The sequence below is a fragment of the Caballeronia jiangsuensis genome (assembly GCF_046030135.1).
In the GTDB taxonomy this organism is placed as follows: domain Bacteria; phylum Pseudomonadota; class Gammaproteobacteria; order Burkholderiales; family Burkholderiaceae; genus Caballeronia; species Caballeronia jiangsuensis.
The window spans coordinates 23,141-49,917 of record NZ_JAQQDB010000051.1; the positions used below are offsets into that span (position 1 = coordinate 23,141).

The following is a 26,777-nucleotide window of genomic DNA, read 5'->3' on the forward strand; positions in this document are numbered from 1 at the left end:
TTCATCAGAGAGACACGATCATGAGCTTCGAAGGCGTTCATACCCCGCTCGTCACCCCGTTCAAGGACGATGGCGAAATCGATCACGAGATGCTCGGCAAGCACGCCGCCAGTCTCGTGGGCCGCGTGTCGGGCATGGGGGTCGGCGGCACCACCGGCGAATACTACGCGCTCAGCTTCGACGAGCGCGTGAAGACGTTCGACACGGTGGCGTCGGCGGTCGGCGGAAAGACCTACCTCACCGCGGGCATCAACGCGACCACGACAAAGGAAGTCGTGCGTATCGGCCAGGAAGCGAAGCGCGCGGGCTATGACGCGTTGCTCGTCGCGGCGCCGTATTACACGCAGCCGACGCAGGACGAGTTGCTCGCTCACCTGCTGAAGGTCGATGACGCGCTCGACATGCCGATCATGCTCTACAACTTTCCGGCACGCACCGGCACGGCGATCGGCGACGAAGTCCTCGACAAGCTGCTCGCGCGCCCCAACTTCGCGGCGATGAAGGAAAGCACGGGCGATATCGCGCATCTGCATCATCTCGCGACGCATCTGCCGGAGCGCTTCGTCCTTAGTTGCGGCATGGACGATCAGGCGCTCGAGTTCTTCGCGTGGGGCGTGCGAAGCTGGGTCGCGGGCGCTTCGAACTTCCTGCCCGAAGCGCATGCCGATCTGCTCGAAGCATGCGTGAAGCGCGGTGATTTCATCGCGGGCCGCAAGCTGATGACGCAATTGCTTCCGGTGCTCGAACTGCTGGAGCGCAGCGGCAAATTCATCCAGTATGTGCGTTATGGATGTGAACTCGCGGGCACGCGCGTCGGCAATGCGCGCGCGCCGCTCGGCACGCTCAACGACGAAGAGCGCAGTGCCTTCGCCAAGATCGTTCAACCCTTGCTGCGCAACGCTCAGTAACGTGAATGGCCTCGAAACTGGATTTCGTGCGGTTTCCCGCACCCGATGGCGTGAACGGCTGGTGGGAAAGTCTGCCGCCCGCCGCGCCCGCCAACAGCGTGACAGGCGAGCAGCGCTTCGACTTCGTGGTGGTCGGCGGCGGCATAACGGGCTTGTGCGCGGCGCGGCGGCTTGCCGAACTCGCGCCGGATGCATCCATTGCGCTCGTGGAAGCGGATCGCGTCGGGCGCTCGACAGCGGGGCGCAATTCCGGCTTTTTCGTCGATTTGCCGCATGACATCAGCAGCGAAAGTTATTCGCGCAGTGTCGAGGCCGACAAGGCGGACGTGCGCCTGCAACGGCATGGCATCGACTATGTGCGCAGCACGGTGAAGGCGCATGGCATCGAATGCGACTGGCGCGACGACGGGAAGTATCACGCGTCGGTGAACAAGAAGGGCCATTCGGCGCTGACTCATTTCGCGGATGGACTCGCGCGCATCGGCGAGCCGTGCGAGTGGCTCGACGAAGCCGCGATCGCCAAGGTGACGGGCACGCGCTTCTATCAGAGCGCGCTCTTCACGCCGGGATGCAGCACGGTTCAGCCGGCGGCGCTCATGCGCGGCCTCGCCGCGACGCAGCCGTCGAACGTGACGGTCTTCGAAATGAGCGCCGTGAAGGGCATGGAAACGCGCGGGCAGACGAAGCTGCTCGGCTTCGCGAACGGCAGCATCGAGGCGAAGCGCGTCGTGCTGTGCACCAACGCGTATGCGGCGACCTTCGGCGGCCATCCTAACGGCTTGTTGCCGGTCTATACGTTCGCGTCGATGTCGCGCGTCATGACCGGCGAGGAGATCGCAAGACTCGGCGGGACGAACTCGTGGGCGCTCATTCCCGCCGATCCGATGGGCACCACCGTGCGCCGTCTCGCGACGAACCGTATCTGCGTGCGCAATCATTTCGCGTTCCGGCCGAATCTCTCGGTATCCGAAGGCGATCTCGCGAAAGCGAAGCATCTGCATCAGCGTTCGTTCGACCGTCGCTTTCCGATGCTCAAGGATGTCGAGCTGCAATACACATGGGGCGGCGCGTTGTGCCTCTCGGCGAACAATGGCGCGCTCTTCGGGCAACGCGAGGACGGCGTATTCGAAGCTGTCGGCTGCAATGGCCTCGGCCTGAGTCGCGGATCGGCGGCGGGCAAGCTCATCGCCGAACACGCGCTCGGGCAATCGAACGATCTGATCAATCAGTTGCTGAAACAGCCGCATCCGCGTTCGCTGCCGATGCGGCCGATCGCGGACGTCGCGGTATCGGCGGCTATCTGGGTGAAGGAATTCTCGGCGGGCGCCGAACTTTGAATCTGTGAGGACACGACATGACGACGCATCAGGATTGGAAACGTCAGGCCGAGCATCTGTCGCTCGACGGCCGCGCATTTATCGCGGGAGCACGCTGCAACGCCGCATCGAACGAGACATTCGGCACGCTGAATCCTTCGACCGGCAAGGTGCTTGCTGAAGTCGCGAAGTGCGACGCGAAGGACATCGACCGCGCGGTCGTCGCGGCGCGCGAGGCGTTCGAATCGGGCGTGTGGTCGAAGGCCGCGCCAGCGCAGAGAAAGGCGGTCCTGCAGCGTCTCGCACAATTGATCGACGACAACGCCGAAGAGCTCGCGCTGCTCGAAGCGCTCGAAGCGGGCAAGCCGATCAGCGAATGCATGGGGCTCGACATTCCCGAGTCGGCGGCGTGCATCCGCTGGCATGCCGAGGTGACGGACAAGCGTTACGACGCGCTGTCGCCGTCCGGTCCGAGCGTCGTGAGCATGATCACGCGCGAGCCGATCGGTGTCGTTGGCGCGGTGCTGCCGTGGAATTTTCCGGCGCTGATGCTGGCGTGGAAGATCGGGCCGGCGCTGTCGGTGGGCAATAGCGTCATCGTGAAGCCAGCGGAGCAGACCTCGCTCTCGACGCTGCGCATCGCGGACCTCGCACTTGAAGCGGGTCTGCCGCCCGGCGTGTTCAGCGTCGTGACGGGCTTCGGCGAAAGCGCGGGACAGGCGCTCGGCATGCACGCGGACGTCGATCTCATCGCGTTCACGGGCTCGACCGAAACTGGCAAGCGCTTCCTGCGCTATTCCGCCGATACGAACCTGAAGCGCGTCGTGCTCGAATGCGGCGGGAAGAATCCGCAAGTCGTCTTGCCCGATGTCGCCAATCTCGACGCCGTTGCGGAGCAGGCCGTCGCCGCCGCGTTCTGGAATATGGGCGAGAACTGCAGCGCGGGCTCGCGCATTCTGGTGCACAAGAGCCAGAAGGCCGAACTGCTGCAAAAGGTCCAGGCCGTGCTCGAAGGCTGGAAGGTCGGCGATCCGCTCGATCCCGATGTCAAGCTCGGCTCGCTCATCGAGGAAGCGCATTACCGCAAGGTGCTCGGCCATATCGAGAAGGCGAAGGCGGAAGGCGCGCGTGTCGCGAGCGGCGGCAACGCGACGCTTGCGGAAACGGGCGGCTGGTTCGTCGAGCCGACCATCTTCGATAACGTCACGCCCGAGATGAGCATCGCGCGCGACGAGGTCTTCGGCCCGGTCGTGTGCTTTATCGAATATGCTGACGTCGACGAGGCCGTGCGCATCGCGAACGATACGTGCTACGGACTCGCGGCATCGCTGTGGACCGACAACGTGAATCAGGCGCATAAAGTCGCGGCGCGCATCCGCGCGGGCACCGTGACCGTGAACTGCTTCGGCGAGGGCGATCTCTCGACACCCTTCGGCGGCTTCAAGCAGTCCGGTTTCGGCGGACGCGACAAGTCGGTCTACGCACACGACCAATATTGCGAGCTGAAGACGACCTGGCTGAAGCTCGACTGATCATCGGACGAGGCAACATGCGCATTGGCTTCATCGGTACCGGCACGATCACGGAGGCGGTCGTGACCGGCATGATCCGCTTCGGCGTGTCTTTCGAGCGCGTGGCGCTGTCGCCGCGCAACGCCAAGATCGCGGCGCGGCTGGCCGCGCTCGACGGGCGTATCGAAGTCTGCGAGAGCAATCAGGACGTGCTCGATTCGTCGGACGTCGTGTGTCTTGCGGTCGTGCCGCAGATCGCGGCGGACGTCCTGAGCGAACTGACCTTCGATGCGCGGCATCACGTCATCAGCTTCATCGCGGGGAAGTCGCTCGATCAGATCGGGGCGTTCGTGCGCTGTTCGGCCAAGGTCGTGCGCGCGGTGCCGCTGCCCGCCGTCGCGGCAGGCAAGGGCAGCACGGCGATCTGCCCGCGCGACGACATCGCGCGGGCGCTGTTCGCGCCGCTCGGCGAAGCCGTCGAAGTCGACGACGAGCATCAGTTCGACGCGCTTTCCGCCGCGACCGCGACGATGGCCGCCTTCTTCGCGCTGCTTGAGGAACAGGCGTCATGGCTCGTCGCGCAAGGCGTGCCGTATGCGTCGGCCCGGTCGTTTTTGTCGGGCTATCATGTGGGGCTCGCTCATGAAGCGACGTCAGGCACGGAGCCTTTCTCCATGATGATCGGGCACGCGAGCACGCCCGGCGGTCTCAACGAGCAGCTCAACCGCGAGCTTACGGAGCGGGGCACGTACACGCATTACGCGGAGGCGCTCGACAACATCATGCGCCGCGTGCAAGGGCGTGGATAACGACGAACAAACGACAATCGCGCCCCTCGGAAGGTGATTCACATGCAGAAGAAACAGCAGTTCGCGGACCGGCTTCTCGCCCAGATGCCGTCGCTGCGCGCGCTCCGGTGTTTCGTCACCGCGGCGCGTTACGAAAGCTTCACGCAGGCCGCGGAAGTGCTGTGCGTCACGCAGGCGGCGGTGAGCCGGCAGATCAAGGAACTCGAAGATACGCTCGAAGTCGCGCTGTTCGAGCGCACCGGCAGACACATCGCGCTGACCGACGCGGGCCGCATTCTCTACAACGCGTCATATCTGTCGATCATGAATATCGCGGAGGCGGCGCAAGCGGTGCGGCGCGTCGATCGTCACGCGCTGACGCTCTGCATCTCTCATACGTTTTCGGCGCTCTGGCTTTCGTTCAGGCTGCCCGCGTTTCGCCAGCGCTTTCCGAATATCCGCTTGCATGTGATGGTGACCGAGCACTTCATGGAACTCGACGACCTCATGGAGCCCGATGTCATCATCACGAAGAATCCGCCGCGCGAGGCGGAGTATGAAGTCGAGCCGCTTTTTCACGACATCGTTTATCCGGTATGCAGCGTCCCGTTTTATGAGCGCTATTTTCACGGGCGCACCTTGAAGCCGCTCGATCTGCTCGCGCATCCCACGCTGAGCCTGTCGCTGCTCGGGCGCGCGCAAGTGTGCGAGCACGTCGACTGGCGCGTGTGGAAAAACTGGTATCAGCAAGGCGATGGTTCCGAGCGCCTCGATCAGCATGACGATCTCGAAAGCAACGACTATCGGTTGCTCGTCGCGCAGGCCGAAGCGGGCGAGGGGACGCTGCTCGGCTGGCATCATCTCGTGCATCGTCAGGTCGAGCAGAAAAAACTGGTTCGTCCCGTCGACGATGCGCTCGTGTTCCACGATCGTCACCACTACGTGATCACGCATCGCAATGCAAAATCCCGCCCGGAATACGTTCAGTTTCGCCAATGGCTCGACGAGGAGATCGCCACGATGATGCAGGGATGGCCCGCGGCCGAATCGAAGGCCGTTCTCTGAGCGCCGCATGAAACCGGCGACCGAAAAACCGAAGGGGTATCGGCGGCTCATTCCGTCGGTGACCGCGCTGGTCGAGTTCGAAGCCGTCGCGCGTCTCGGCAGCTTCACGCTCGCGGCGCATGAACTGGGCGTCACGCAGGCCGCCGTGAGCCGGCAGGTCCGCTTCCTCGAAGAAACGCTCGGCACGCGGCTTTTTCGCCGCCTGCATCGCGCGATCGAACTGACCGGAGAAGGCGAGGCGCTGTACCGCGTCGTCGCGGAATCGATGCAGAAGATCGCGAGCGTGTTCGACCGCATCGCGCGCGGCCCCGTGCAGCAGGAGCTCGTGCTGGCCGCGACTTCCGCGTTCTCGCACTTCCGTTTGTTGCCGCGGCTCGCATCGCTCAAGGCCGTGCAGCCCGATTTGCAACTGCGGCTGTCCACCCAGATGTTCACGGCGGATTTGCGGCACAAGGAGATCGATGTCGCGGTGCGCTTCGGCAGCGGCGTATGGCCGGACGGCACGGCGACGCTGCTCTTCGACGAGGAAGTGTTTCCGGTCTGTTCCCCTTCATGGCTCCAGGCGCAGGCTGAGCCGGCGTCGCTGGAAGAGCTCGCGGGCTGCGTGCTGGTCGAATCGGATTCGACATCCGAAGGCTGGATGGGCTGGGAAGAGTGGTTCCATGCGGTCGGATTCCGGCCGATGCGTCTGAATTTCTCGCTGCGTTGCAGCCTCTACACCGATGCGATCCAGGCCGCGCGTTACGGCCAGGGCGTCGCGCTCGGCTGGGGCCGGCTCGTTCACGATTTTCTCGAAAGCGGCGAGTTGGTGAGACTGCACGTGGCATCGTTCAGGCCGGGCGATTCGTACTTTGCCGTGGTGCCGCACGGCCGCGCCATCACGCCCGCCATCGCCGCTCTGATCGAGTGGCTGCGCGACGATGCGCACGCATAATCCAAAGTAATCCGAGATCGAAAATAAAGCGCATTGACGCTATTTTTCAGCGATCCAATACTCGGGTTATCGCGGGACCACTCGAAGTCCCGATCCCTGAACGATGGAGAGCGACGATGTCCGAAGTGCAATTCAAGACTCACGGCGAACTGATCCGCAGCCGCGAGCCCGGCCACGGATTGCTTGGCGAGCTGTTCGGGCGGCAGGACGTGTTCGAGACGGACGTCGAGGTCTTTTTCCATAAGCACTGGATTCTGGTCGGCGTGACGGCGGACGTGCCCGAGCCGGGCGATGTCTCGACGGTGGATATCGGCCGGGCTTCGATCATCATCGTTCGCGACGACGACGAGAATATCCGCACCTATCGGAACGTCTGCCGCCATCGTGGCGCGCGGCTGAAGGAGCCGGGGAAATCGACCGTCGGCATGCTGGTGTGCCCGTATCACCAGTGGACCTACGATCTCGACGGCAGCCTGCGCCACGCCGCGCACATGGGCCGTGATTTCGATCCGAAGTGCCGCAGTTTGCTGCCGGTGCATACGCGCATTGTCGGCACGCATATCTTCGTGTGCCTCGCCGACGAACCGCCGGCGGATATCTCGAAGCTCGAAGACACGATGGCGCCGCGATTCGCGCCTTACGATATGCGGAACACGAAGATCGCGTTCGAATCGGAAATCATCGAGAACGGCAACTGGAAGCTCGTGATCGAGAACAATCGCGAGTGCTATCACTGCGCCGCGACGCATCCGGAACTGACCGCTTCGTTTCTGCCTGAGGATTTCGGCTTCTGTCCCGAGAATCTTCCCGAGGAAGCGCTGCGCGAAATCGAGGCCTACAAGGAACGCAACGCCGCGTGTCAGGCGAGCTGGGAGCGCGATGGCTTCACGAGCGCGACCGTCGAATGGCTGGACGAGGATGCCGTCACGCAGTTCAGAACTCAGCAACTCGTCATCGCGGGGCATGGCGAGTCGCAGACCATCAGCACGAAGGTCGCAAGCGAAAAGCTGCTCGGCGATCTGCAGCGGCGCGATCTGGGCGACACGCATCTCTGGACGCACAACTCATGGACGCATGTGATGAGCGACCATGCGGTCGTTTCGTACATTGTTCCGCTTGCGCCGGATAAAACGCTCGTGCGATCGAAGTGGCTCGTGCACGCGGATGCGGTGGAGGGCGTCGATTATCAGATTCAGGATCTGACGGAAGTGTGGGTCGCGACCAATGCGCAGGACAAGCATCTTGTCGAGATTACGCATGAGGGTACGCAGGATCCGGCTTTTCGGCCCGCTGTGTTCTCGCCGTTTACGGAGAGTTATGTGGAGCAGTTTTCGCGTTGGTATGTCGCTCGGTTGGGGGCGCATGGTGTTTAGGGGTTCTTGGCGCGAGCTTTCGATGCGTTGCTTGATTGTCGCCGGATCCCGATTTCTTTTTGGTTTATTAGCACTGCCCCTCCCCGGGGCGGGGGTCACTTTCTTTGCTGCTGCAAAGAAAGTAACCAAAGAAAGCAGCTCGTTTAGGCCCGCGGTCACACGCACGTTGGCCATGCTTGCCAGCCGTCGATGGCCCTCGCCTAAGTGTCGCCCTCGAAGGCCCAATCGGGCTTGGCTCGCGCACGGTCTGACGCGCTATAAGTTATAGCGCGCTGGTTCAGCACGAAATAGCTTCGGCACAGCGCTACGCGCTGCCGTTGGGTATGCGAGGGAAACCATCGAAGAAGCCCGCGCGCACCCGATTGACCCATCGGCCGCGTAGCGGGCCGGAGCTATTTGGTGCTGAACCAATTTGTTGTGTGGTGCGATGAGTCAGACCGTGCGCGGTCCAAGCCCTTGTCTGCTTGTGGGGGCACTCGCTACTGCCGGGCCATTAGGCCAATCGTCTGTGCCGCGGCCGGTGTGAAGTGCTTAGGCTGGGGATAGCTGTTTCTTTGGTTACTTTCTTTGCAGCAGCAAAGAAAGTGACCCCCGCCCCGGGGAGGGGCAGTGCTAATAAACCGACACGAATACGGGATCCGGCGAAAACCTGAACCACACCCAACGCCAAGCAAAACAACCCCGCTTTCAATGATCAGTCACAAAAGTCGGATGCCGCGTACGAATCTCGTCCACCTGACTAAGCGTGCCCGACAGATGCTTGCGCAACGCGGCATCGGCCGCATCGGGATCACCCTTTTCGATAGCATCGACGATCTCGGTGTGATCCCGCACCACCGCCATCGTCTTGCCCTCGACCGGCAAATGCAAACGGCGCAGCCGGTCGATATGGCCGCTCAATCTGCGCACCAGATCCCAGAGTTGCGGAACGCCCGCAGCCTCATACATCTGCCGATGGAAAGTCTGATCGAGCAATGAAAACTGCTCGACGTCCTTCGGATCGAGCCACTCCGTCTGTTCCGCGATCGTCGCGCGAAGCCGTGCGACCAGCGACGCCTTGTGCTCCCGCGCCAGCGTGCGCACGACTTCGAGTTCAATCGAACGGCGCAGAAAATGCGCCTGCATCGCCGACGCCACGCTGATCTGGCTCACGACCGTCGCGTGCTGCGGAAAGATGTCGACGAGTCCTTCCTCACCGAGCTTCATCAGCGCATCGCGCACGGGTGTCTGGCTAAGACCGTAGCGCGTCGCCAGTTCGATCCGCGACAGCACCGTGCCGGGCTCGAGTTCGAGCGACAGGATCATTTCGCGCAGCCGTTCGAAAACCTGCGGCGCGGCGTGGCGGGAGCGGTCCAGGCGATGGACCGAAGCGGAAGCGGCGTTTTTCATGTCAGACGGAAAGCGATAGGCGACTGAAACATTAGTACTATAGCCGCGCTCAGCCACGTGCGGCACGGAAAGAGCGAAAACAACGATCCGCGTATACCCGACTGACACACTAATACATTAGTGCTTTACCATTCGGCTACTCTCGCTACTTCCGGACGTCCGACATGACCCGCGATATCGCCATCACCCAGGTTCGAATCACGCCGATCGCCTTCCGCGACGGCCCGTTGCTCAACGCCGCGGGCATCCACGAACCGTGGGCGTTGCGCGCCATCGTCGAACTGGAGACGAGCGACGGGCGTGTCGGCATCTCCGAAACCTATGGCGACGAGCCGATGCTGCGCGTGCTCGATCAGGCGAAAGAACTCGTGATCGGCCTGTCGCCGTTCGACCTGAATCAGATGGAAGAGCGCGTGCGCGCGACGATCAAGGCGACGCCCGGCGCCGTCGAATTCGAACTCGCGCCCGGCTCGCATGCCGCGAAAAATGCGCCGAAGGTCATCAGCACGTTCGAAGTGGCGATGCTCGATCTGCAAGGGCAAATCGTCGGCGCGCCGGTAGTCGATCTTCTGGGCGGCAAGGTCCGCGACGCCGTGCCGTACAGCGCGTATCTGTTCTTCAAGTACGCGGAACATATCGACAAGCCCTATGCGCCCGATGCGTGGGGCGAGGGCATCAGCCCTGAACAGATCGTCGCGCAGGCGCAGCGCATGATCGACCTGTACGGTTTCCAGAGCATCAAGCTGAAGGGCGGCGTGTTCGAGCCCGCGCATGAAATCGCCTGCATGAAGGCGCTCGCGAAGGCTTTCCCCGGCATGCCGCTGCGCCTCGATCCGAACGCGAACTGGACGCTCAAGACGAGCATCGAGGCCGCGCCCGAGCTCGATGAAATCCTCGAATACTACGAAGACCCGTGCCCCGGCCTCGAAGGCATGGCCGAACTGCAGAAGCACACGAAGCTGCCGCTCGCGACCAACATGGTCATCACGACGATGGACGACTTCCGTCGCGGCTGCAACATGGGCTCGATCAAGGTGCTGCTCTCCGATCATCACTACTGGGGCGGCCTGCGCGCCACGCAGACGCTCGCGCGCATGGCGCGGCTGTGGGGCTTCGGCATGTCGATGCATTCGAACTCGCACCTCGGCATCAGCCTGATGGCGATGACGCATGTCGCGGCAAGCGTGCCGAATCTCACGTATGCGTGCGATACACACTACCCGTGGCAGGAAGAAGAAGTGATCAAGGGAGGCCGCGTCAAATTCGATAACGGCGCGGTGCGCGTGCCGACGACGCCGGGTCTCGGTGTCGAACTCGATCGCGAGCAACTCGCCGCATTGCATGAGCAATACCTGACGTGCGGCGTGCGCAATCGCGACGACCTAACGCAAATGCGCAAGTATCAGCCCGAGTTCACCGGCAAGAACCCGCGCTTCTGAGTCATAGAACAAGTACAGCGCATTCCAGGAGACAACCTCATGAGCAGTCCCAGCGCGCTGTCGAGCGCCGTTCGCAAGATCAAGTGGCATGTGCTGCCGCTTTTCGTCGTGATGTTCATCGTCAATTACATCGACCGCGTGAACATCGGTTTCGTGCGCCAGCATTTGAGCGCGGATCTCGGCATCGGCGCGGCGGCTTACGGGCTCGGCGCGGGCCTGTTCTTCGTGAGCTACGCTGTGTTCGAAGTGCCGTCGAACATGCTGATGCAGCGGTTCGGCGCGAAGGCGTGGCTCACGCGCATCATGATCACGTGGGGGCTGGCGGCCGTGGGCATGGCCTTCGTGAAGGGCGAGACCTCGTTCTACGCGATGCGGCTCGTGCTCGGCGCGGCCGAAGCGGGCTTCTTCCCGGGCGTCGTGTTCTATTTCACGCAATGGCTGCCGCGCGATGAACGCGGCAAGGCGATGGCCATCTTCCTGAGCGGCTCGGCGCTGGCTTCAGTGTTCTCCGGACCGATCTCAGGCGGCTTGATGCTGATCGAAGGCGTGGGCCTGCACGGCTGGCAGTGGATGTTCATCATCGAGGGCATGGCGTCGGTCGTACTCGCGGGCTTCGTGTGGTTCTGGCTCGATTCGAAGCCGCGCGACGCGAAGTGGCTCACGCGCGCCGAACAGGATGCGGTCGTCGCCGAAATCGAGGACGAGCAGCGCCGCCGCGATGCCGTGCACGCGAAGAAGCCGACGTCGTGGAGTCTCTTGCGCGATCCGCAGATTCTGATCTTCTGCCTGATCTATTTCTCGGTCTCGCTGACGATCTACGGCGCGACGTTCTGGCTGCCAAGCATCATCCGCAAGATGGGGCATCTCAACGATTTCCAGGTCGGTCTTTTCAACTCGATTCCGTGGCTCATTTCCATCGTCGCGATGTATCTGTTCGCGGCACTCGCGGCGCGCTTCAAGTTTCAGCAGGCGTGGGTTGCGTGCGTGTTGCTGATCGCGGCGGCCGGCATGTATGCCGCGGGTCTCGGCAGCCCGGTCTTCTCGTTTGTCGCGATCTGCTTTGCGGCAATCGGTTTCAAGGCCGCATCGTCATTGTTCTGGCCGATTCCGCAAGGTTATCTCGATGCGCGCATCGCCGCGCCCGTGCTCGCACTGATCAATTCGATCGGCAATCTAGGCGGCTTTGTCGCGCCTGCGACGTTCGGTTTCCTCGAACAGAAGACGGGTTCGATTCAGGGCGGGTTGACGGGTCTCGCGGTGATGTCGGTCGTGGCCGCCGGTGTCGTGTTTTTCGCGCGCATGGCGCCTCGGGCCGGGCGCGATGTGCCGGTGCTGCAACCGGGCGTGCAGAAGTAATCGCGCATCTCTCCATTGCACGTTAAAGCATGAAAAGGTGAACTCCACGACGGCGCATTTTTAAGTGAAGCAGAACGATATACCCATGATGCCTCCTCGCCGTGTTACGGTGTTTGCTGAGATCGTCGGGATTTCGCGCTACCGTGCTTTTATGACACGACACTCATCGTTCACGTGTTATTCCACAACCGTCAAATTGAATCAAATGACAGTTGCATCGGAAGCGTAGCGGCACGACACTTGCACGTCCGTGGGTTCACTTTCAAAGGAGATGTCATGAGTATCTTTTCAAATATCCTGAACAAAATCTTTCACCACGACAGTGCGCCTGCCAGCGCAAGCCCGGGCGCAGCGCCTGCCGCCGCACCGGCCACCACGACGGCTGCCACGCCTGACCAGCCTGCCGCAGCACCGATGCAGGAAGTGGATGTCGAAGCAGTGCTGACGCAAATGCAGGCGAGTCAAGGCGCGCAACTCAACTGGCGCACGTCGATCGTCGATCTGATGAAGCTGCTCGGCCTCGACAGCAGCCTGTCCGCGCGCAAGGAACTGGCGTCGGAATTGCACTACTCCGGCAATACGGAAGACTCGGCCTCGATGAACATCTGGCTGCACAAGCAGGTCATGCAGAAACTCGCGGAAAACGGCGGCAAGGTGCCCGACGATCTCAAGTAAGAAGTAAAAATCGCGGAAGGCGATCCGGAGACGGTTTGCCTTCGCCGCGTCTTACTACGGTCCGGATCATCTTCCGCGACTGCCCGTATGAAATAACCACCGATTCTCATCGACTGCACGCATCGCTGGCATGCGCACTGCTCTCCATTCTGTCAAGGCACTCCGTCTTGACTGAAACCTCGCTGGGGAAGCAACGATGACAATCCAGAGAAAGATCGCCAACTGGCGCAGGATCGGCCATTTCTGCACGAGACGCCTCGTCGATTATGGCGAGCTGATTCCCATCGAACTCGCTGAGACCAAGAAGCGCGTGCTGCATGAAGTGGTCGCGCTCGTCGCGCTCACGATCGGCGCACTGTTCACGCTATCTTTCGTGTCGATCGCGGTGATCGTGACCTCAGTCGGCACGCCGTACCTCGTGCTGACGGCGTGGTGCGTGGCGGGAGCGTGGCTCGCCGTCGCGGTGATCGCGGTCATCGTCATGATGTCGCGCAAGCCCGCGCAACCTTTTCAGTTGCTGCGCGAAGAGTTGCGACGCGACATGGATGCCATCAGGGAGGCAACGCAATGAAGCATGCCGAAGCTCACGGAGCCGTGCTCGCGCGCATGGCGGAGTCGCGCGCGGAATTGATCGCCGCGCATATTGCCGATGAACCTTTGCGGGTTACGCGTGCGCCGCGCGTGCCGCGCACGTTGCCGGCAACGCGACCCGCGCCGTGGTTCCTACGCACGCCCAATGCCGAGTTGATTGCGCTCGCGCTCGTCGGCATCGCGATTCTCGGCGTACGCCGCACGGTGCAGACAGCGGTCGGCGCGGGATTGAGCGCGTCGACACATCGGGCGTTCTCCGATGTGCTCGACGCGCTGCGTGGATGACTGCCGGTTGCCGAGCGCCTAACGCCGTGTGCGCCGCTTCTTCGGCTTGGGCGGCGTAAGCGCTGCCGTCCAGAAAGCCGACGCTTGCCGTTTCGCTTGGGCGGTGGCGCGGCCTCGCGTCGAACCGATGACCGCATTCGCGCCGGACAGCCACATGCTGAGGAACGGGTTCTTCTTCACCCAAGGGTTTTTCATGCTTCGGCTCCGGTCGACGTCGATGTGGATCAATGCAGGCGCATGGTATTGTCGCCGGCATCTTTCGGGATCTTCGCCTCCAGTTGTTCCTTGCGTTGCATCAGCTTCTTGCCGAGCGCATTCAGATCCGCGCTCGACTTGCGCAGCTTGGGGAACAGATCCGATTCTTCCTCTTCGATGTGATGCTGCACCATCTCGCTCATGACCTTAAAGGTCGCGTCGAAGCCGGGTTGGCCCGCTCTCAGCGTAGTGAACTTTTCGATCAGCACCTTAACGAGAAAGTGTTCGACATAAGCTTCTTCGACATCGGGCCGGTCGTCTTCGTCCAGCGCTTCCTGCGCCGCCGGATACAGCAACTCTTCCTCGATCATCGCGTGGACCGTGAGTTCTTCACACGCGCGTCGCACGAGCGTGGTCTTGGCGTCGAGATCGTCGTCCTTTGTTTTCTCGAACGCATCGAACAGCTTTTTAACGGCACGATGATCGTCCATCAGCACTTCAATGGCGTCCTGGCTCGGCGTGGCGCGGGAAGCGGCAGCGGTTTCAGCCTGTGTGGGGGTCGGGCGGGGCATCGTGTCCTCTGTTTCAAAAAGTGGGTGGTCACGATATAGAGCAATGCGCGGACCCGGCTGCCACGTAGCGGCCATCGACCGCCTACGAACTTTCCCTATGTTACGATCCTCACATCGATGTTATAAACTGAGATCAATCTATCAAAAACTGTTGTGCGTCGCACAAGACGCCGGCATACCGATCTCATGCTGGAAACTGCATCGAAGTCCATCGTCGCCTGGCCCGCAAAGGCGCAAGTTCACGCCAGCGCCCGCAATCCCGGCGTGCCGTTCGACCTGTCGTGGCTCGACGGGCTGCGCGTCAATCAATCGGCGGTGACGCGCCGCGCATCGACGCTCGGCACGCGCCGCGCCGTCAAGAAAGATGCGCAGGCCGCGTGGCTGCTCAAGGCGATCACCTGCATCGACCTCACGACGCTCAGCGGCGACGACACGCACGGGCGCGTCGAACGCCTGTGCGCGAAGGCGCGCCGTCCGTTGCGCGACGATCTGCTCGACGCGCTCGGCATGGCCCCCGCGTCGATAAAGACAGGCGCGGTGTGCGTTTATCACCGTTACGTGAAAACCGCCGTGAACGCGCTCGAAGGCAGCGGCATTCCGGTCGCGGCCGTATCGACGGGCTTTCCCGCCGGACTCAATCCGCACGATCTCAAGCTGCGCGAGATCGAGGCGTCGGTGCGAGACGGCGCGTCGGAGATCGATATCGTCGTCACGCGCGAGCACGTGCTCACGGGCAACTGGCAGGCGCTCTACGACGAGATGCGCGATTTCCGCGCTGCATGCGGCGATGCGCACGTGAAGGCGATTCTCGCGACCGGCGATATCCGCACGCTGTCGAATGTCGCGAAGGCGTCGATGATCTGCATGATGGCCGGCGCCGACTTCATCAAGACATCGACGGGCAAGGAGAGCGTCAACGCGACGCTCGATGTATCGCTCGTGATGGTGCGCATGATTCGCGAATATCTCGCGCGCACCGGCGTCGCAATCGGCTTCAAGCCTGCTGGCGGCGTGTCCACCGCGAAATCGGTACTCGAATATCAGATCCTCATGAAGGAAGAGCTCGGCCGCGAATGGCTCGAAGCGGATCTGTTTCGTGTCGGCGCATCGAGCCTGCTCGCGGATATCGAACGCCAGCTCGAACATCATGTGAGCGGACGCTACTCGGCGTTCAACCGTCATCCCGTCGCCTGATTCACCTTCAAAACACAGCCTCATGAGCGTTGCCGAATACTTCTCCTCGATGGAATACGGACCCGCACCGGAAGACGATCGCGCCGCGCGCGCATGGCTCGATCAGCACGACGGGCGCTTCGGTCACTTCATCAACGGCGCATGGCGCGACAGCGACGACGCCGACCGCTTCGATTCGCGCGAACCGGCCACGGGCCGCGTGCTCGCATCGATCGCGCAAGGCACGCAAGCCGATGTCGATGCCGCCGTGGAAGCCGCGCATGCCGCCCTCGAAGGCTGGCAGGCGATCGGCGGAGCGGGGCGCGCGCGGCATCTCTATGCGCTTTCGCGCATGGTGCAGCGGCATAGCCGGCTCTTCGCCGTGCTCGAATCGCTCGACAACGGCAAGCCGATCCGCGAGTCCCGCGATATCGATATACCTCTTGTGGCAAGGCACTTTCTGCATCACGCGGGATGGGCACAGTTGCAGGACAAGGAGTTCGCCGACTGGGCGCCGCTCGGCGTGATCGGGCAGATCGTGCCGTGGAATTTTCCGCTGCTGATGCTTGCGTGGAAGATCGCGCCCGCGCTCGCGCTCGGTAATACGGTCGTCCTGAAGCCCGCCGAATTCACGCCGCTGACCGCGCTGCTGTTCGCCGAACTCGCGCATCGCGCGGGCTTGCCCAAGGGCGTGCTCAACGTCGTCACCGGCGACGGAAGCACGGGCGCGGCGCTCGTCGAGCATAAGCGGGTCGCGAAGATCGCGTTCACGGGCTCGACCGAAGTGGGCCGCCAGATCCGCGCGACGACAGCCGGCTCCGGCAAATCGCTGACGCTCGAACTCGGCGGCAAGTCGCCCTTCATCGTGTTCGACGATGCCGATCTCGACAGCGCCGTCGAAGGCGTCGTCGATGCGATCTGGTTCAATCAGGGACAAGTGTGCTGCGCGGGCTCGCGTCTTCTCGTGCAGGAAGGCATCGAAACGCGCTTCGTCGAGAAGCTCAAGCGCCGCATGGACACGCTGCGCGTCGGGACCTCGCTCGACAAGGGCATCGACATGAGCGCGGTCGTCGATGACGTGCAGCTCGAACGCATTCGCGCGCTCGTCGACAAGGGCGAAAGCGAAGGCTGCGAAATTTATCAGTCGCCGCGTGCCACGTTGCCCGAGCACGGCGCGTTCTTTCCGCCGACCCTCGTCACCAATGTCGCGCCGGCATCGACGCTCGCGCAGGAAGAAATCTTCGGGCCGGTGCTCGTGACGATGAGCTTCCGCACGCCGGAAGAGGCCGTCGCGCTCGCGAACAACACGCGCTACGGACTTGCCGCGAGCGTGTGGAGCGAGAACATCAGCCGCGCGCTCGATGTCGCGCCGCGCCTGCAATGCGGCGTCGTGTGGATCAACGCGACCAATCTCTTCGATGCGGCCGTCGGCTTCGGCGGCTATCGCGAATCCGGCTTCGGGCGCGAAGGCGGACGCGAGGGCATTTACGAATATCTGAAGCCGCGCGCGTGGACCAGACTCCCGGTTCGCGGCGAATCGAAGCCGTTGCAGGCACAACCCGATTCGCTCGTCGATGCAGGCAAGGTCAGCGCGCTCGATCGCACCGCGAAGCTCTTCATCGGCGGCAAGCAGGCGCGGCCCGACAGCGGCTATTCGCGGCTCGTGCATTCGCCCGCTGGCGAGATCGTCGGTGAAGTGGGCGAGGGCAGCCGCAAGGACATTCGCAATGCGGTGACCGCCGCGCGCGGCATGAGCAAGTGGTCGTCGGCGAGCGCGCACAACCGCGCGCAAGTGCTGTACTACCTCGCGGAAAATCTGAGCGCGCGCGCCGATGAGTTCGCGAAGCAACTCGTTACGCGCGCGGGTTCGAACGAGCGCGATGCGAAGCGCGAAGTGGATGCGTCCATCGCGCGCTTCTTCACCTACGCCGCGTGGGCCGACAAGTACGATGGCGCGGTGCATGCGCCGCCGCTGCATGGCGTCGCGCTCGCGATGCACGAGCCGCTCGGCGTGATCGGCATCGTGTGCCCGGACGAAGCGCCGCTGCTCGGCTTCGTATCGCTCGTCGCGCCCGCGCTTGCGCTGGGCAATCGCGTGGTCGTGGTGCCGAGCGAGACGTGCCCGTTGATGGCGACGGACTTCTATCAGGTCGTCGAGACATCGGATGTGCCGGGCGGCGCGCTGAATATCGTCACGGGCGATGCGCGCTCTCTTGCACAAACGCTCGCGCAACACGATGACGTCGATGCGCTCTGGTGCTTCCACGGCGCGTCGCTTTCGGCGATGGCCGAGCGTGAATCGACCGGCAACCTGAAGCGCACGTTCGTCGATCAGGGCCGCGTGTTCGACTGGCACGATGCCGCGAGTGAAGGTCTGCCGTTCCTTCGCCAGGCCGTGCAGGTGAAGAACATCTGGGTGCCGTACGGAGACTGATTGAAGCATTGAACGGGCGCAGATCTCGACACGAGGCACGCCCACGCATGGAGGAGACGCTGTGCTGAAGAACATCGATCCGCTCTTGAACGCCGATATCCTGTACGCGCTCGCCGCGATGGGTCACGGCGACGAAGTGGTGATCTGCGACGCCCATTTCCCCGCCGATTCCGTCGCGCGGCAAACGGTGCTGGGCAAGCTGCTGCGCGTGGACGGCGCGAACGCGCCGCGTGCGGTGCGCGCGGTGCTGTCGGTGCTGCCGCTCGATACGTTCGTCGACGATCCTGCGGGCCGCATGGAAATAGTCGGCGATGCATCGACCTTGCCGGCCGTGCAGCGTGAAGCGCAACGCGAAGTGGACGATGCGGAAGGCCGCGAGACGCCGTTTGCGCCGATCGAACGTTTCGCATTCTACGAGCGCGCGAAGCGTGCCTATTGCGTGATCGCGACGGGCGAAGCGCGCGGCTACGGCTGCTTCATCTTCAAGAAAGGCGTGCAGCTCGCACCTGATGCACCGGAAGGAGGTACGCGATGAAAAGCGTCGTCATTCTCGGCATCTATGTGACGGACCTCGCGTTCCGCGCAGCGCGCATGCCGCTGCTCGGCGAAACGGTCGCGGGCTCCGCGTTCAAGATGGGGCCGGGCGGCAAGGGCTCGAATCAGGCGGTGGCCGCCGCACGCGCGGGCGCGAACGTGATCTTCTGCACGCGCATCGGCGCCGATGCGTTTGGCGAGATCGCGCAGGCGACCTGGGCTGCCGAAGGCATCACATCGCGCGCAACCGTGATGAACGACGTTGCAACCGGCGCCGCGCATATCTATGTCGATGAAAACACGGGCGGCAATGCGATCATCGTCGCGGCGGGTGCGGCAGGCGCGCTCGCTCCCGAAGACGTCGATGCAATCGAGGACGATATCGCGCGCGCGGGCGTCTTCGTCACGCAACTCGAACAGCCGATTCCGGCGGCGCGGCGCGGTCTGGAACTCGCGCGCAAGCATGGCGTGACGACCGTGTTCAATCCGGCACCCGCCATACCGCTCACCGACGATATCTATCCGCTGTGCGACTACATCACGCCGAACGAAACGGAAGCGACGGCGCTGACGGGCGTGCCTATCGCCAATGTCGATGACGCGCGCCGCGCCGCCGACGTGTTGCTGAAGAAGGGCGCACGCGCGGTGATCGTTACGCTCGGTGAAGCAGGCGCGTTGCTGCATACGCCGAACGAATCGACGCTCGTGCCTGCATTCGATTGCGGCCGCGTCGTCGAAACGGCCGGCGCGGGCGATGGCTTCACCGGCGGCTTCGCGGCCGCGCTCGCACGAGGCGAAAGCCCGGCCGATGCGGTGCGCTTCGGCTGCGCGCTCGCGAGCATCTCTGTGACGCGTCCGGGCACCGCGCCATCGATGCCGCGTCTCGACGAGATCAACGCGCTGCTCGAACAAGGGAGCGTCACGCAATGAAAGCGTCGAAGTGGCTCGCTGATCGCCAGTTCAACTTCCTCATCGGCGTGAACGTGCTCGTCGTGATCGTCGCGACGTGGATGTCGCACGGCCAGTTCCTCGATATCGACAATCTCCAGTCGATGGGCGGCCAGTTGCCCGAGCTGGGCCTGCTCGCGCTCGGCATCATGCTGTCGATGGTGTCGGGCAACGGCGGCATCGATCTGTCGGGCGTGGGGCTTGCGAATCTCTCCGGCATGGTCGCGGCGATGCTCTTGCCGCACATGGTTTCCGCCGACGATTCGCCCGCGCTCTATACGGCGGTGTTCATCTGCATCGTCGTGGCGATGGGCGCGATCGGCGGGCTGCTGAACGGCGTCGTGATCGCGAAGCTCAAGCTCACGCCGATCCTCTGCACGCTCGGCACGCAACTGCTCTTCACCGGCATCGCGGTCGTGCTGAGCAACGGCGCATCGGTGCGCGTGGAATATGTCGATCCGCTGTCGAACATCGGCAACGGCACCTTCCTGCAAGTGCCGATTTCACTGTGGATCTTCATTGCCGCCGTGCTGCTGCTCGGCTGGGTGCTCAAGCGCACGCCGTTCGGCCTGCGTCTCTATCTGATGGGCACGAACCCGAAAGCCGCCTTCTATGCGGGGATTCCACGCGCGCGGATGCTGATTCTCACGTACGGGATGTGCGGCGTGCTCGCGTCGCTCGCGGGTCTCATCAGCGCGACGCATACGTCGAGCGCGAAGTGGGACTACGGCAATTCGTATCTGCTGATCGCGATTCTGATCGCGGTGATGGGCGGCGTGAATCCGGCGGGCGGGTATGGACGCATCGTCTGCGTGTTTCTCGCCGCGACCGTGCTGCAGTTTCTGTCGAGCCTGTTCAACCTGCTCGGCGTATCGCAGTTCTTCGGCGATTGCGCGTGGGGCTTTCTGCTGCTCGCATCGCTCGCATTCGCGGGCGGCGATCGCGTGCGCGCGATCTTCGGTATAGGCGGGGCCGCGCCCAAAAGCAATGTTCCGCCGCCGCCCGCATCGACGGGACGTTAGTGTTGCGTGTGATTCATCAAAGAGACCAATCGAAATAAAGGAGACAAGCAATGAAGCTCAACAGATTCGGCACCGCGCTCACGGCGATCGCACTCGCAGCGGGCGCGATCGCGGCAGCGCAAGCCGCGACGAACGAGACCATCGTGACGGTCGTGAAGGTGACCGGCATCAACTGGTTCAATCGCATGGATGAGGGCGTGAAGGAGTTCGGCAAGGAGAACCCGAACATCAATGCATATCAGACGGGTCCGGGCCGCGCCGACGCCGCGCAGCAACTGAAGATCATCGAAGACCTGATCGCGAAGAAGGTCACGGCGATCGCCGTGGTTCCGTACGATCCGCCGACGCTCGAACCCGCGCTCAAGAAAGCGATGGATCGCGGCATCAAGGTCGTCACGCATGAAGCGGACAACGCCAAGAACACGATGGTCGATATCGAAGCCTTCGACAACACCGCATACGGCGCAGGCCTGAACGAGCGCCTCTCGAAGTGCATGGGTCAGCAGGGCAAGTGGGCGGTGCTGGTCGGCTCGCTCGGTTCGCGCTCGCAGGTTCAATGGGCCGACGGCGGCATCGGCAATGCGAAGGCCAAGTATCCGAAGATGGATCTCGTCGAGCCTAAACTCGAAACCAACAACGATGGCGAACGCGCGTATCAGGTCGCGAAGGAAGTGCTGCGCAAGCACCCGGATCTGACGGGCTTTCAAGGTTCGTCGTCGCTGGACGTGATCGGCATCGGCCGCGCGGTCGAGGAAGCGGGCAAGGTCGGCAAGATCTGCGTGTACGGCACGGGCCTGCCGACGGAAGCGGGCAAGTTCCTGGAGAGCGGCGCGATCAACGGCATCGCGTTCTGGGATCCGAAGCTCGCCGGTCTCGCGATGAACAAGGTCGCGCAGATGCTCGTGGACGGCAAGGAAGTGCAGAACGGCGCGGACCTCGGCATTACCGGCTACAACAAGGTCAGCGTGACGAAAGGCCCGGGCAAGGGCGTGATCGTGCGCGGCACCGGCTGGGTCGATGTCGACAAGACGAACTACAAGCAATACAACTTCTGATGTGACGCGCGCGGCGCGCTTTTAAAAGAGCGCGCCGCTTGCCCTGGACAGACATGACCACAACGACACCGCTCCTCGAAGTCGTCGATATTCACAAGCGCTTCACCGGCGTCTATGCGCTGCGCGGCGTGAGCCTCGCGTTCGAGCGCGGCCAGATTTATCACTTGCTCGGCGAGAACGGCTGCGGCAAGAGCACGCTCATCAAGATCATTTCGGGCGCGCAACCGCCCGATGAAGGCGAGCTCGTGATCGAAGGCGTGCGTCACAAGAAGCTCTCGCCGCTCGAATCGCTCTCGGCGGGCATCGAAACGGTCTATCAGGACCTGTCGTTGCTGCCGAACATGAGCGTCGCGGAGAATGTCGCGCTGACGTCCGAACTCGCGGAACATGCGGGCAAGCTCGCCCGCACCTTCGATCGCCGTGCGCTTGGCGAAACCGCCGCGCGCGCGCTCGAAGCAGTCGGCCTGCCGGGCGACGCGGACTTTCAGAAGACGCTCATCGAGCAGTTGCCGCTCGCGACGCGTCAGCTCGTCGCGATCGCGCGGGCCATTGCGAGCGAGGCGAAGTTCGTCATCATGGACGAGCCGACGACATCGCTTACGCAGAAGGAAGTCGACAACCTCATCGCCGTGCTCGCACGTTTGCGCGCGGACGGCGTGGCCGTGCTGTTCGTGAGCCACAAGCTCGACGAATGCTATGCGATCGGCGGCGAAGTGATCGTGCTGCGCGACGGCCAGAAGATGGCGCAGGGACCGATCGAAAACTATACGAAGGCGCAGATCAGCGAGCTCATGACGGGCAAGCATCTGTCGACGGAACGCTATCGCGCGCAAGGGGAAGAAGGCGCATCGCAAGTCGTGCTCGATGTGCAGGGCCTCGGCCGCAAGGGCCAGTTCGCCGATGTGTCGTTCAAGCTGCACAAGGGCGAAATTCTCGGCGTGACCGGCCTGCTCGATTCGGGCCGCAATGAACTCGCGCGTGCGCTTGCGGGTGTCGCGCCTGCCGACATGGGCACGGTGACGCTCGACGGCATGCGTGTGCGCCTGCATTCCCCCGCGGATGCTAAGGCGCAGCGCATCGGCTATGTACCGGAAGATCGCCTGAATGAAGGGCTTTTTCTCGACAAGCCGATTCGCGACAATGTCGTGACCGCGATGATCGCGAGCTTGCGCGACCGCTTCGGCCAGATCGACCGCAAACGCGCGCAGGAGCTTGCGGAGCGCACCGTGAAGGACTTGCAGATCGCGACACCCGATGTCGACAAGCCCGTGCAATCGCTTTCGGGCGGCAACCAGCAGCGCGTGCTGATCGGCCGCTGGCTCGCGATCGATCCGCGCGTCTTGATTCTGCATGGCCCGACGGTCGGCGTCGACGTGGGATCGAAGGACATCATTTATCGGATCATGCAGCGGCTATCGAAGGAAGGCATCGGGATCATCCTGATCAGCGACGACTTGCCCGAGTTGCTGCAGAACTGCGACCGCATTCTGATGATGAAGAAAGGCCGCGTCGCGAACGAATATCGCGCGGACCGGTTGAACGAGGCCGATCTTTATCACGCGCTACTTTCAGAGGCAGCATGAGCATGAGCGAATCCATCCGCCGCACGGGAAGCGAGACGATGCCGCAGCACGCGGCCGAAATCGCGCCGCGTGTGCGCAAGGGCAACCTGTACGCGCGACTGATGCGCAATCCCGAGTGGTTCACGCTCGGGCTGATCCTGGTGACGTGTCTGGTCGTGGGCAGCATCAACCCGCGCTTTTTCCAGTTCGCCACGCTGTTCGACCTGTTGCATTCCGCGACGACGGTCTCGCTCTTCGCGCTCGGCACGCTCGTCGTGCTGGCGTCGGGCGGCATTGATGTGTCGTTCACGGCGATTGCCGCGCTGACGATGTACTCGATCACCAAAGCCGTGTTCGCGTGGTGGCCCGAGTGCCCGTTCGTGCTGATCCTGCTCGCGGGCGCGATCGGCGGCGTGGTGCTCGGCGTGATCAACGGGATGCTCGTGCACCGGCTGAAGGCGCCTTCGCTGATCGTCACAATCGGCACGCAATATCTGTATCGCGGCTTGTTGCTGACTTTCGTCGGCACGCAGTTCTTCATGAACATTCCGCATAGCATGGATACGTTCGGGCGCCTGCCGCTGTTCTTCTATCACACGCCGGATGGCTTGCGTGCCGTGTTGCCCGTCTCCGTGCTCGCGCTCGTGATCGCGGCGGTCGTGACATGGTGGCTGCTCAATCGCACGATGATGGGGCGTGGCGTCTATGCGATGGGCGGCTCGCTCGCCATCGCCGAACGGCTCGGCTACAACCTCCGCGCGATTCATTTGTTCGTGTTCGGCTATACCGGCTTGCTGGCGGGCGTCGCGGGCATTCTGCATGTATCGACCAATCGGCTCGCGAATCCGTTCGATCTCGTCGGCACCGAACTCGACGTGATCGCCGCCGTGATTCTCGGAGGCGCGCGCATCACGGGCGGCACGGGAACGGTAGTGGGCACGCTTTTGGGCGTCGTGCTGGTGACGCTCATCAATAGCGTGCTGATTCTCGTCGGCGTACCGAGCACCTGGCAGAAGGTGATCATCGGCGCGTTCATTCTGGTCGCGGGGACGTTGTTCGCGCTGGGACGCAGGCAGTAACGTTCTAAAAAAGCGGAACAAAAAAGGCTCGTTCAAATCCTGAACGAGCCTTTCTGTTTTTAAGCGGAACGAATCAGGCGCGTTTTTTAAGCGTCTGGCCTTGCTCCGTGATGACCGAATCGAACTCCGAAATCTGCGAGAACCGCACCGCCTTCACCTTGCCGAACTTGCTGGCATCGACGACGAGATGCCGTTCCACCGCGCTCGCCATCGCGGCCTGCTTGATCGCGACTTCATGAAAGTTCCAGCACGTGACGCCGCGTGCTTCATCGACACCGCCCGCCGACATGAACGCCTTGTTGATGCCCATACGCCGCAACGTTTCGACGCTCTCGTCGCTGGCGAATGATTCCGACGACGGCACGTACACGCCGCCGAGCAGGATCATGCGCACATTCGGCTTGCGCCGCAAAATCTCCGCGACATTGAGCGAATAGCACACGACCGTCAGATGCATCTCCGTGGGAATCTGCCGCGCGAGCGTCGTCAGGGTCGTACCGCAATCGATGAAGATGGTTTCGTTATCGACGAGCAGACGCGCCGCGTGATTCGATGCGATCGCCTTCGCCTGCGCGAAATGATCCTTTTCTTCCTCGATGGTGTAGCCCGCGTTGGGCACATCGGCTGCGCTGACGATATAGCCACCGAGATAAGTGAACTGGCCGGGATGCGCGGCGATATCACGGCGCACCGTCATCTCCGATACGCCGAGCAATGCGGCCGCATCGCGCAGACGCATGACGCTCTGTTTTTCGAGCGCACCGGAAAGGGCGCGCAGGCGTTCGTTCTTGGCCATCGGGATGGCGCGACGAGGCGCGCTCTTGGTGGCGGCGTGTCGCGCGAGCTGTGTTAGGTTTTGGTCGTTCGATGAAAGGATTATAACAATGCAAGCCGCATTTTTAGCTGCTTGCCGGGCGCGGCGCGGGTAAATCCCGAGACGTCAGGACTTGCGTGTGTAGCGCAGCCAGACAACGTCGTGTTCCAGTTTTTCGATCGAATCGAGCTTGAGATAAGTGGGCTTTTGCCACTGGTCCATCGCGACTTCGAATGACGACGTATGCGCTTCGCGTCCATCGACTAGCGGAATCAGGAGGACGCTGACCTCATCGGCGAGCTGTGCATTCACGAACGCACCCGAGACATGGCCGCCGCCTTCGACGATCAGCTTGCCGATCTTCAGTTCGCGCGCGAGCGTATCGACGACGCGCTTCAGTTCGATATCGTCCTTGCCGCCGAACACATACGACACGTCTATCGATTGCAGGTAGGCGAGGTAGTCGTCCTCAACACTTTCGGCGAGCACTTCGACGATGTGCGAGTCGAGCGCCGTGTTGCTCTTCCACGCGACACGCCCCTTCGGATCGATGGAAATTGCGTACTGGCTCGCATCGCGTTTGGCGAAATGATCGGTGCGCGCAATCGGGCCTTTCGCCAATCCGCGTGTATAGTCGCGATCCTTACCGTGCGAGATTTCCTGCATCGTGACGCGGCCGCATGCCCACGCGTCGGCCTTGAAGCGCGCGGCGGTGTCTTCGTAGATGGGCGATGCGAAATCGAGATTCCAGTTATCGGTGAGGCTGCGGCCGTCGATCGACGACATCATGTGACAGACGATATGCATGGTCTACTCCAGGCGTGAAGAGCTTCGATGCATCGGCGGCGCAAGCGCCGTGCCGCCGGAGAGAGCGAAGGCGAGCGCTGCCGACGCGCGATGACTGCGATGTGCGAAAATCGTCGATATGAAAAAGAACACCTTGCTCATCGTTCCGGCCTTGCTGATGGCGCTCAGCCCGCTCGCGCATGCGAGCGTCGAATCGGGCGCGCATCAGTTCAAGGAAGATGTCAAATCGGCGGGACGTCAGACCGGCCACGCGGCTCGCGATGCCGCGCACGCAATCGGCGACGGCGCGAAATCGGCGGGTCACGCTATCGCGGACACTTCGAAGCGCGGCTATCACGCCACTAAAAAGTGGGTGACCGGCGAAGAGTAAGCCGGTCCCGCCACACGCTCATCTTCCATATTCCGATGCGCCGAAAGGCGCATCGCGTCTTCTTCGCGCGTTATCACTTGGTTTTAAGCGTCGCTTGACAAGTTTGCCCTGAGTTATTGATAATTATTATCATTTACATCGGGCATTCTTCAGGCGCGCCGGCTCCCGCATCCATCGATGCGCACGTTCTTCCGGCCAAACCATTCGCAGACCAATCAGTGGAAACACAAGACGCGGCGACGCGCATCCGATCAATGAGCACGATCGTCAGGCACGGCCCGCTCGCCTCTCGAATCGTCGCGGCGATCTTCGGCGGCTATGCGCTCGCCGCACTCGCAAGCGTGGCAGCACTTGCGCTGCCGATGAGCAAGCCGCAAGCCGTGCTGACCGGCATGCTCGCGAGCTTTATCGTCTACGCGTGCGCGGTGATCTGGGTGTTCGCGGTTCGTAGCGCGCGGCGCGCTTGGACGGGTCTCGTGATCGTCGCCGTGCCGCTGTTGCTGGCCGCGTCGAGCGTATGGGCGGGAGGGCGCATCTCGTGAAACGCGCGCGCGATCCCGAACCGAAAGCCCGCGGCATTCG

27 protein-coding genes are annotated in these 26,777 nt (G+C 62.6%); 22 read left to right on the forward strand and 5 right to left on the reverse strand.

Annotation, left to right across the window (positions count from 1 at the left end; genetic code table 11):
* The first annotated feature begins 20 nt into the window (after positions 1 to 20).
* The 7 genes from PQR08_RS33880 (at position 21) to PQR08_RS33910 (ending at position 7,895) form a co-directional block, all read left to right on the forward strand.
* Positions 21 to 908 (forward strand): dihydrodipicolinate synthase family protein, encoded by an 888-nt coding sequence (locus PQR08_RS33880; protein ID WP_250485317.1) that lies wholly within the window; start codon positions 21 to 23, stop codon positions 906 to 908.
* 5 nt (positions 909 to 913) lie between these two features.
* Positions 914 to 2,245 carry an NAD(P)/FAD-dependent oxidoreductase gene (locus PQR08_RS33885; protein WP_250485316.1) on the forward strand — a complete coding sequence of 444 codons (1,332 nt, stop codon included), beginning with the start codon at positions 914 to 916 and terminating at the stop codon, positions 2,243 to 2,245.
* 17 nt (positions 2,246 to 2,262) lie between these two features.
* Positions 2,263 to 3,756, forward strand: a complete 1,494-nt coding sequence (locus PQR08_RS33890; protein ID WP_250485315.1) for an aldehyde dehydrogenase — start codon at positions 2,263 to 2,265, stop codon at positions 3,754 to 3,756.
* A gap of 17 nt (positions 3,757 to 3,773) precedes the next feature.
* Positions 3,774 to 4,544 (forward strand): pyrroline-5-carboxylate reductase, encoded by a 771-nt coding sequence (locus PQR08_RS33895; protein WP_250485314.1) that lies wholly within the window; start codon positions 3,774 to 3,776, stop codon positions 4,542 to 4,544.
* Positions 4,545 to 4,586: 42 nt separating this feature from the next.
* Positions 4,587 to 5,588 (forward strand): LysR family transcriptional regulator, encoded by a 1,002-nt coding sequence (locus PQR08_RS33900; protein ID WP_035499801.1) that lies wholly within the window; start codon positions 4,587 to 4,589, stop codon positions 5,586 to 5,588.
* Between the two features lie 7 nt (positions 5,589 to 5,595).
* Positions 5,596 to 6,522, forward strand: a complete 927-nt coding sequence (locus PQR08_RS33905; protein ID WP_250485313.1) for a LysR substrate-binding domain-containing protein — start codon at positions 5,596 to 5,598, stop codon at positions 6,520 to 6,522.
* 116 nt (positions 6,523 to 6,638) lie between these two features.
* Positions 6,639 to 7,895 carry an aromatic ring-hydroxylating oxygenase subunit alpha gene (locus tag PQR08_RS33910; RefSeq protein ID WP_250485312.1) on the forward strand — a complete coding sequence of 419 codons (1,257 nt, stop codon included), beginning with the start codon at positions 6,639 to 6,641 and terminating at the stop codon, positions 7,893 to 7,895.
* 687 nt (positions 7,896 to 8,582) lie between these two features.
* On the opposite strand, the gene PQR08_RS33915 is transcribed toward PQR08_RS33910, so the two are convergent.
* A complete protein-coding gene (locus tag PQR08_RS33915) occupies positions 8,583 to 9,284 on the reverse strand; it encodes a GntR family transcriptional regulator (RefSeq protein WP_187604234.1) in 702 nt (233 codons plus the stop codon).
* Positions 9,285 to 9,448: 164 nt separating this feature from the next.
* Here PQR08_RS33915 and PQR08_RS33920 point away from each other — a divergent pair, with 164 nt between their 5' ends.
* From PQR08_RS33920 to PQR08_RS33940, 5 genes are all read left to right on the forward strand, one after another.
* Complete coding sequence (locus PQR08_RS33920; RefSeq protein ID WP_250485311.1) at positions 9,449 to 10,723, forward strand: glucarate dehydratase family protein; 1,275 nt, start codon at positions 9,449 to 9,451, stop codon at positions 10,721 to 10,723.
* Between the two features lie 39 nt (positions 10,724 to 10,762).
* The gene (locus tag PQR08_RS33925) at positions 10,763 to 12,079 is read left to right on the forward strand and encodes an MFS transporter (RefSeq protein WP_250485310.1); all 1,317 of its coding nucleotides are present in this window, start codon (positions 10,763 to 10,765) and stop codon (positions 12,077 to 12,079) included.
* Between the two features lie 276 nt (positions 12,080 to 12,355).
* The gene (locus PQR08_RS33930) at positions 12,356 to 12,754 is read left to right on the forward strand and encodes a DUF3597 domain-containing protein (RefSeq protein WP_250485309.1); all 399 of its coding nucleotides are present in this window, start codon (positions 12,356 to 12,358) and stop codon (positions 12,752 to 12,754) included.
* 196 nt (positions 12,755 to 12,950) lie between these two features.
* Positions 12,951 to 13,325, forward strand: a complete 375-nt coding sequence (locus tag PQR08_RS33935; RefSeq protein WP_250485308.1) for a phage holin family protein — start codon at positions 12,951 to 12,953, stop codon at positions 13,323 to 13,325.
* Positions 13,322 to 13,630 carry a hypothetical protein gene (locus PQR08_RS33940; protein WP_250485307.1) on the forward strand — a complete coding sequence of 103 codons (309 nt, stop codon included), beginning with the start codon at positions 13,322 to 13,324 and terminating at the stop codon, positions 13,628 to 13,630. Before PQR08_RS33935 ends, PQR08_RS33940 begins: the two co-directional genes overlap by 4 nt.
* 18 nt (positions 13,631 to 13,648) lie before the next feature.
* Here PQR08_RS33940 and PQR08_RS33945 read toward each other — a convergent pair whose 3' ends face one another.
* Both PQR08_RS33945 and PQR08_RS33950 read right to left on the reverse strand, forming a co-directional pair.
* Positions 13,649 to 13,825, reverse strand: coding sequence for a hypothetical protein (locus PQR08_RS33945; protein ID WP_187604239.1), 177 nt, complete (start codon positions 13,823 to 13,825; stop codon positions 13,649 to 13,651).
* Between the two features lie 29 nt (positions 13,826 to 13,854).
* Complete coding sequence (locus PQR08_RS33950; protein WP_238288985.1) at positions 13,855 to 14,397, reverse strand: hemerythrin domain-containing protein; 543 nt, start codon at positions 14,395 to 14,397, stop codon at positions 13,855 to 13,857.
* A gap of 186 nt (positions 14,398 to 14,583) precedes the next feature.
* On the opposite strand from PQR08_RS33950, the gene deoC reads away from it, so the two are divergent.
* From deoC to PQR08_RS33990, 8 genes are all read left to right on the forward strand, one after another.
* Positions 14,584 to 15,591, forward strand: a complete 1,008-nt coding sequence (deoC, locus tag PQR08_RS33955) for a deoxyribose-phosphate aldolase (RefSeq protein WP_187604241.1) — start codon at positions 14,584 to 14,586, stop codon at positions 15,589 to 15,591.
* A gap of 22 nt (positions 15,592 to 15,613) precedes the next feature.
* Positions 15,614 to 18,004 (forward strand): aldehyde dehydrogenase family protein, encoded by a 2,391-nt coding sequence (locus PQR08_RS33960; RefSeq protein WP_250485306.1) that lies wholly within the window; start codon positions 15,614 to 15,616, stop codon positions 18,002 to 18,004.
* 61 nt (positions 18,005 to 18,065) lie between these two features.
* Entirely contained in the window at positions 18,066 to 18,539 is a 474-nt protein-coding gene (locus tag PQR08_RS33965; RefSeq protein WP_250485305.1) for an RbsD/FucU family protein, read from the forward strand.
* Entirely contained in the window at positions 18,536 to 19,468 is a 933-nt protein-coding gene (gene rbsK / locus PQR08_RS33970; protein WP_187604244.1) for a ribokinase, read from the forward strand. The genes PQR08_RS33965 and rbsK overlap by 4 nt, the downstream gene beginning before the upstream one ends.
* Entirely contained in the window at positions 19,465 to 20,508 is a 1,044-nt protein-coding gene (locus PQR08_RS33975) for an ABC transporter permease (protein WP_250485304.1), read from the forward strand. Before rbsK ends, PQR08_RS33975 begins: the two co-directional genes overlap by 4 nt.
* 50 nt (positions 20,509 to 20,558) lie before the next feature.
* Positions 20,559 to 21,563, forward strand: coding sequence for a substrate-binding domain-containing protein (locus PQR08_RS33980; protein WP_187604246.1), 1,005 nt, complete (start codon positions 20,559 to 20,561; stop codon positions 21,561 to 21,563).
* A gap of 53 nt (positions 21,564 to 21,616) precedes the next feature.
* Positions 21,617 to 23,146, forward strand: coding sequence for a sugar ABC transporter ATP-binding protein (locus tag PQR08_RS33985; RefSeq protein WP_238211417.1), 1,530 nt, complete (start codon positions 21,617 to 21,619; stop codon positions 23,144 to 23,146).
* Positions 23,143 to 24,204: an ABC transporter permease gene (locus tag PQR08_RS33990; RefSeq protein ID WP_404978759.1), complete on the forward strand. Its 1,062-nt coding sequence runs from the start codon at positions 23,143 to 23,145 to the stop codon at positions 24,202 to 24,204. The genes PQR08_RS33985 and PQR08_RS33990 overlap by 4 nt, the downstream gene beginning before the upstream one ends.
* Before the next feature lie 73 nt (positions 24,205 to 24,277).
* Here the strand turns inward: PQR08_RS33990 and PQR08_RS33995 are convergent, their stop codons facing one another.
* Together PQR08_RS33995 and PQR08_RS34000 are read right to left on the reverse strand one after the other, a co-directional pair.
* A complete protein-coding gene (locus PQR08_RS33995) occupies positions 24,278 to 25,000 on the reverse strand; it encodes a DeoR/GlpR family DNA-binding transcription regulator (RefSeq protein WP_238211419.1) in 723 nt (240 codons plus the stop codon).
* A gap of 144 nt (positions 25,001 to 25,144) precedes the next feature.
* Positions 25,145 to 25,825: a dihydrofolate reductase family protein gene (locus tag PQR08_RS34000; RefSeq protein ID WP_250485303.1), complete on the reverse strand. Its 681-nt coding sequence runs from the start codon at positions 25,823 to 25,825 to the stop codon at positions 25,145 to 25,147.
* 118 nt (positions 25,826 to 25,943) lie between these two features.
* On the opposite strand from PQR08_RS34000, the gene PQR08_RS34005 reads away from it, so the two are divergent.
* Together PQR08_RS34005 and PQR08_RS34010 are read left to right on the forward strand one after the other, a co-directional pair.
* The gene (locus tag PQR08_RS34005) at positions 25,944 to 26,195 is read left to right on the forward strand and encodes a hypothetical protein (RefSeq protein WP_250485302.1); all 252 of its coding nucleotides are present in this window, start codon (positions 25,944 to 25,946) and stop codon (positions 26,193 to 26,195) included.
* Positions 26,196 to 26,449: 254 nt separating this feature from the next.
* On the forward strand, positions 26,450 to 26,737 hold the full coding sequence (locus tag PQR08_RS34010) for a DUF3649 domain-containing protein (RefSeq protein ID WP_187604251.1): 288 nt from the start codon (positions 26,450 to 26,452) through the stop codon (positions 26,735 to 26,737).
* Positions 26,738 to 26,777: the final 40 nt, after the last annotated feature.

Excerpts from the sequence above, each read along its gene's own strand:
- PQR08_RS33910 (WP_250485312.1), top strand. The coding sequence starts at position 6,639 with ATGTCCGAAGTGCAATTCAAGACTCACGGCGAACTGATCCGCAGCCGC.
- PQR08_RS33895 (WP_250485314.1), top strand. The coding sequence starts at position 3,774 with ATGCGCATTGGCTTCATCGGTACCGGCACGATCACGGAGGCGGTCGTG.
- PQR08_RS33900 (WP_035499801.1), top strand. The coding sequence starts at position 4,587 with ATGCAGAAGAAACAGCAGTTCGCGGACCGGCTTCTCGCCCAGATGCCG.
- PQR08_RS33980 (WP_187604246.1), top strand. The coding sequence starts at position 20,559 with ATGAAGCTCAACAGATTCGGCACCGCGCTCACGGCGATCGCACTCGCA.
- PQR08_RS33940 (WP_250485307.1), top strand. The coding sequence starts at position 13,322 with ATGAAGCATGCCGAAGCTCACGGAGCCGTGCTCGCGCGCATGGCGGAG.
- PQR08_RS33935 (WP_250485308.1), top strand. The coding sequence starts at position 12,951 with ATGACAATCCAGAGAAAGATCGCCAACTGGCGCAGGATCGGCCATTTC.
- PQR08_RS33915 (WP_187604234.1), bottom strand. The coding sequence starts at position 9,284 with ATGAAAAACGCCGCTTCCGCTTCGGTCCATCGCCTGGACCGCTCCCGC.
- PQR08_RS33925 (WP_250485310.1), top strand. The coding sequence starts at position 10,763 with ATGAGCAGTCCCAGCGCGCTGTCGAGCGCCGTTCGCAAGATCAAGTGG.
- PQR08_RS33920 (WP_250485311.1), top strand. The coding sequence starts at position 9,449 with ATGACCCGCGATATCGCCATCACCCAGGTTCGAATCACGCCGATCGCC.
- PQR08_RS33885 (WP_250485316.1), top strand. The coding sequence starts at position 914 with ATGGCCTCGAAACTGGATTTCGTGCGGTTTCCCGCACCCGATGGCGTG.
- PQR08_RS33990 (WP_404978759.1), top strand. The coding sequence starts at position 23,143 with ATGAGCATGAGCGAATCCATCCGCCGCACGGGAAGCGAGACGATGCCG.
- PQR08_RS34005 (WP_250485302.1), top strand. The coding sequence starts at position 25,944 with ATGAAAAAGAACACCTTGCTCATCGTTCCGGCCTTGCTGATGGCGCTC.
- PQR08_RS34010 (WP_187604251.1), top strand. The coding sequence starts at position 26,450 with ATGAGCACGATCGTCAGGCACGGCCCGCTCGCCTCTCGAATCGTCGCG.
- PQR08_RS33905 (WP_250485313.1), top strand. The coding sequence starts at position 5,596 with ATGAAACCGGCGACCGAAAAACCGAAGGGGTATCGGCGGCTCATTCCG.
- PQR08_RS33890 (WP_250485315.1), top strand. The coding sequence starts at position 2,263 with ATGACGACGCATCAGGATTGGAAACGTCAGGCCGAGCATCTGTCGCTC.
- PQR08_RS33995 (WP_238211419.1), bottom strand. The coding sequence starts at position 25,000 with ATGGCCAAGAACGAACGCCTGCGCGCCCTTTCCGGTGCGCTCGAAAAA.
- PQR08_RS33945 (WP_187604239.1), bottom strand. The coding sequence starts at position 13,825 with ATGAAAAACCCTTGGGTGAAGAAGAACCCGTTCCTCAGCATGTGGCTG.
- deoC (WP_187604241.1), top strand. The coding sequence starts at position 14,584 with ATGCTGGAAACTGCATCGAAGTCCATCGTCGCCTGGCCCGCAAAGGCG.
- PQR08_RS33950 (WP_238288985.1), bottom strand. The coding sequence starts at position 14,397 with ATGCCCCGCCCGACCCCCACACAGGCTGAAACCGCTGCCGCTTCCCGC.
- PQR08_RS33960 (WP_250485306.1), top strand. The coding sequence starts at position 15,614 with ATGAGCGTTGCCGAATACTTCTCCTCGATGGAATACGGACCCGCACCG.
- PQR08_RS33930 (WP_250485309.1), top strand. The coding sequence starts at position 12,356 with ATGAGTATCTTTTCAAATATCCTGAACAAAATCTTTCACCACGACAGT.
- PQR08_RS33975 (WP_250485304.1), top strand. The coding sequence starts at position 19,465 with ATGAAAGCGTCGAAGTGGCTCGCTGATCGCCAGTTCAACTTCCTCATC.
- PQR08_RS33985 (WP_238211417.1), top strand. The coding sequence starts at position 21,617 with ATGACCACAACGACACCGCTCCTCGAAGTCGTCGATATTCACAAGCGC.
- rbsK (WP_187604244.1), top strand. The coding sequence starts at position 18,536 with ATGAAAAGCGTCGTCATTCTCGGCATCTATGTGACGGACCTCGCGTTC.
- PQR08_RS34000 (WP_250485303.1), bottom strand. The coding sequence starts at position 25,825 with ATGCATATCGTCTGTCACATGATGTCGTCGATCGACGGCCGCAGCCTC.
- PQR08_RS33880 (WP_250485317.1), top strand. The coding sequence starts at position 21 with ATGAGCTTCGAAGGCGTTCATACCCCGCTCGTCACCCCGTTCAAGGAC.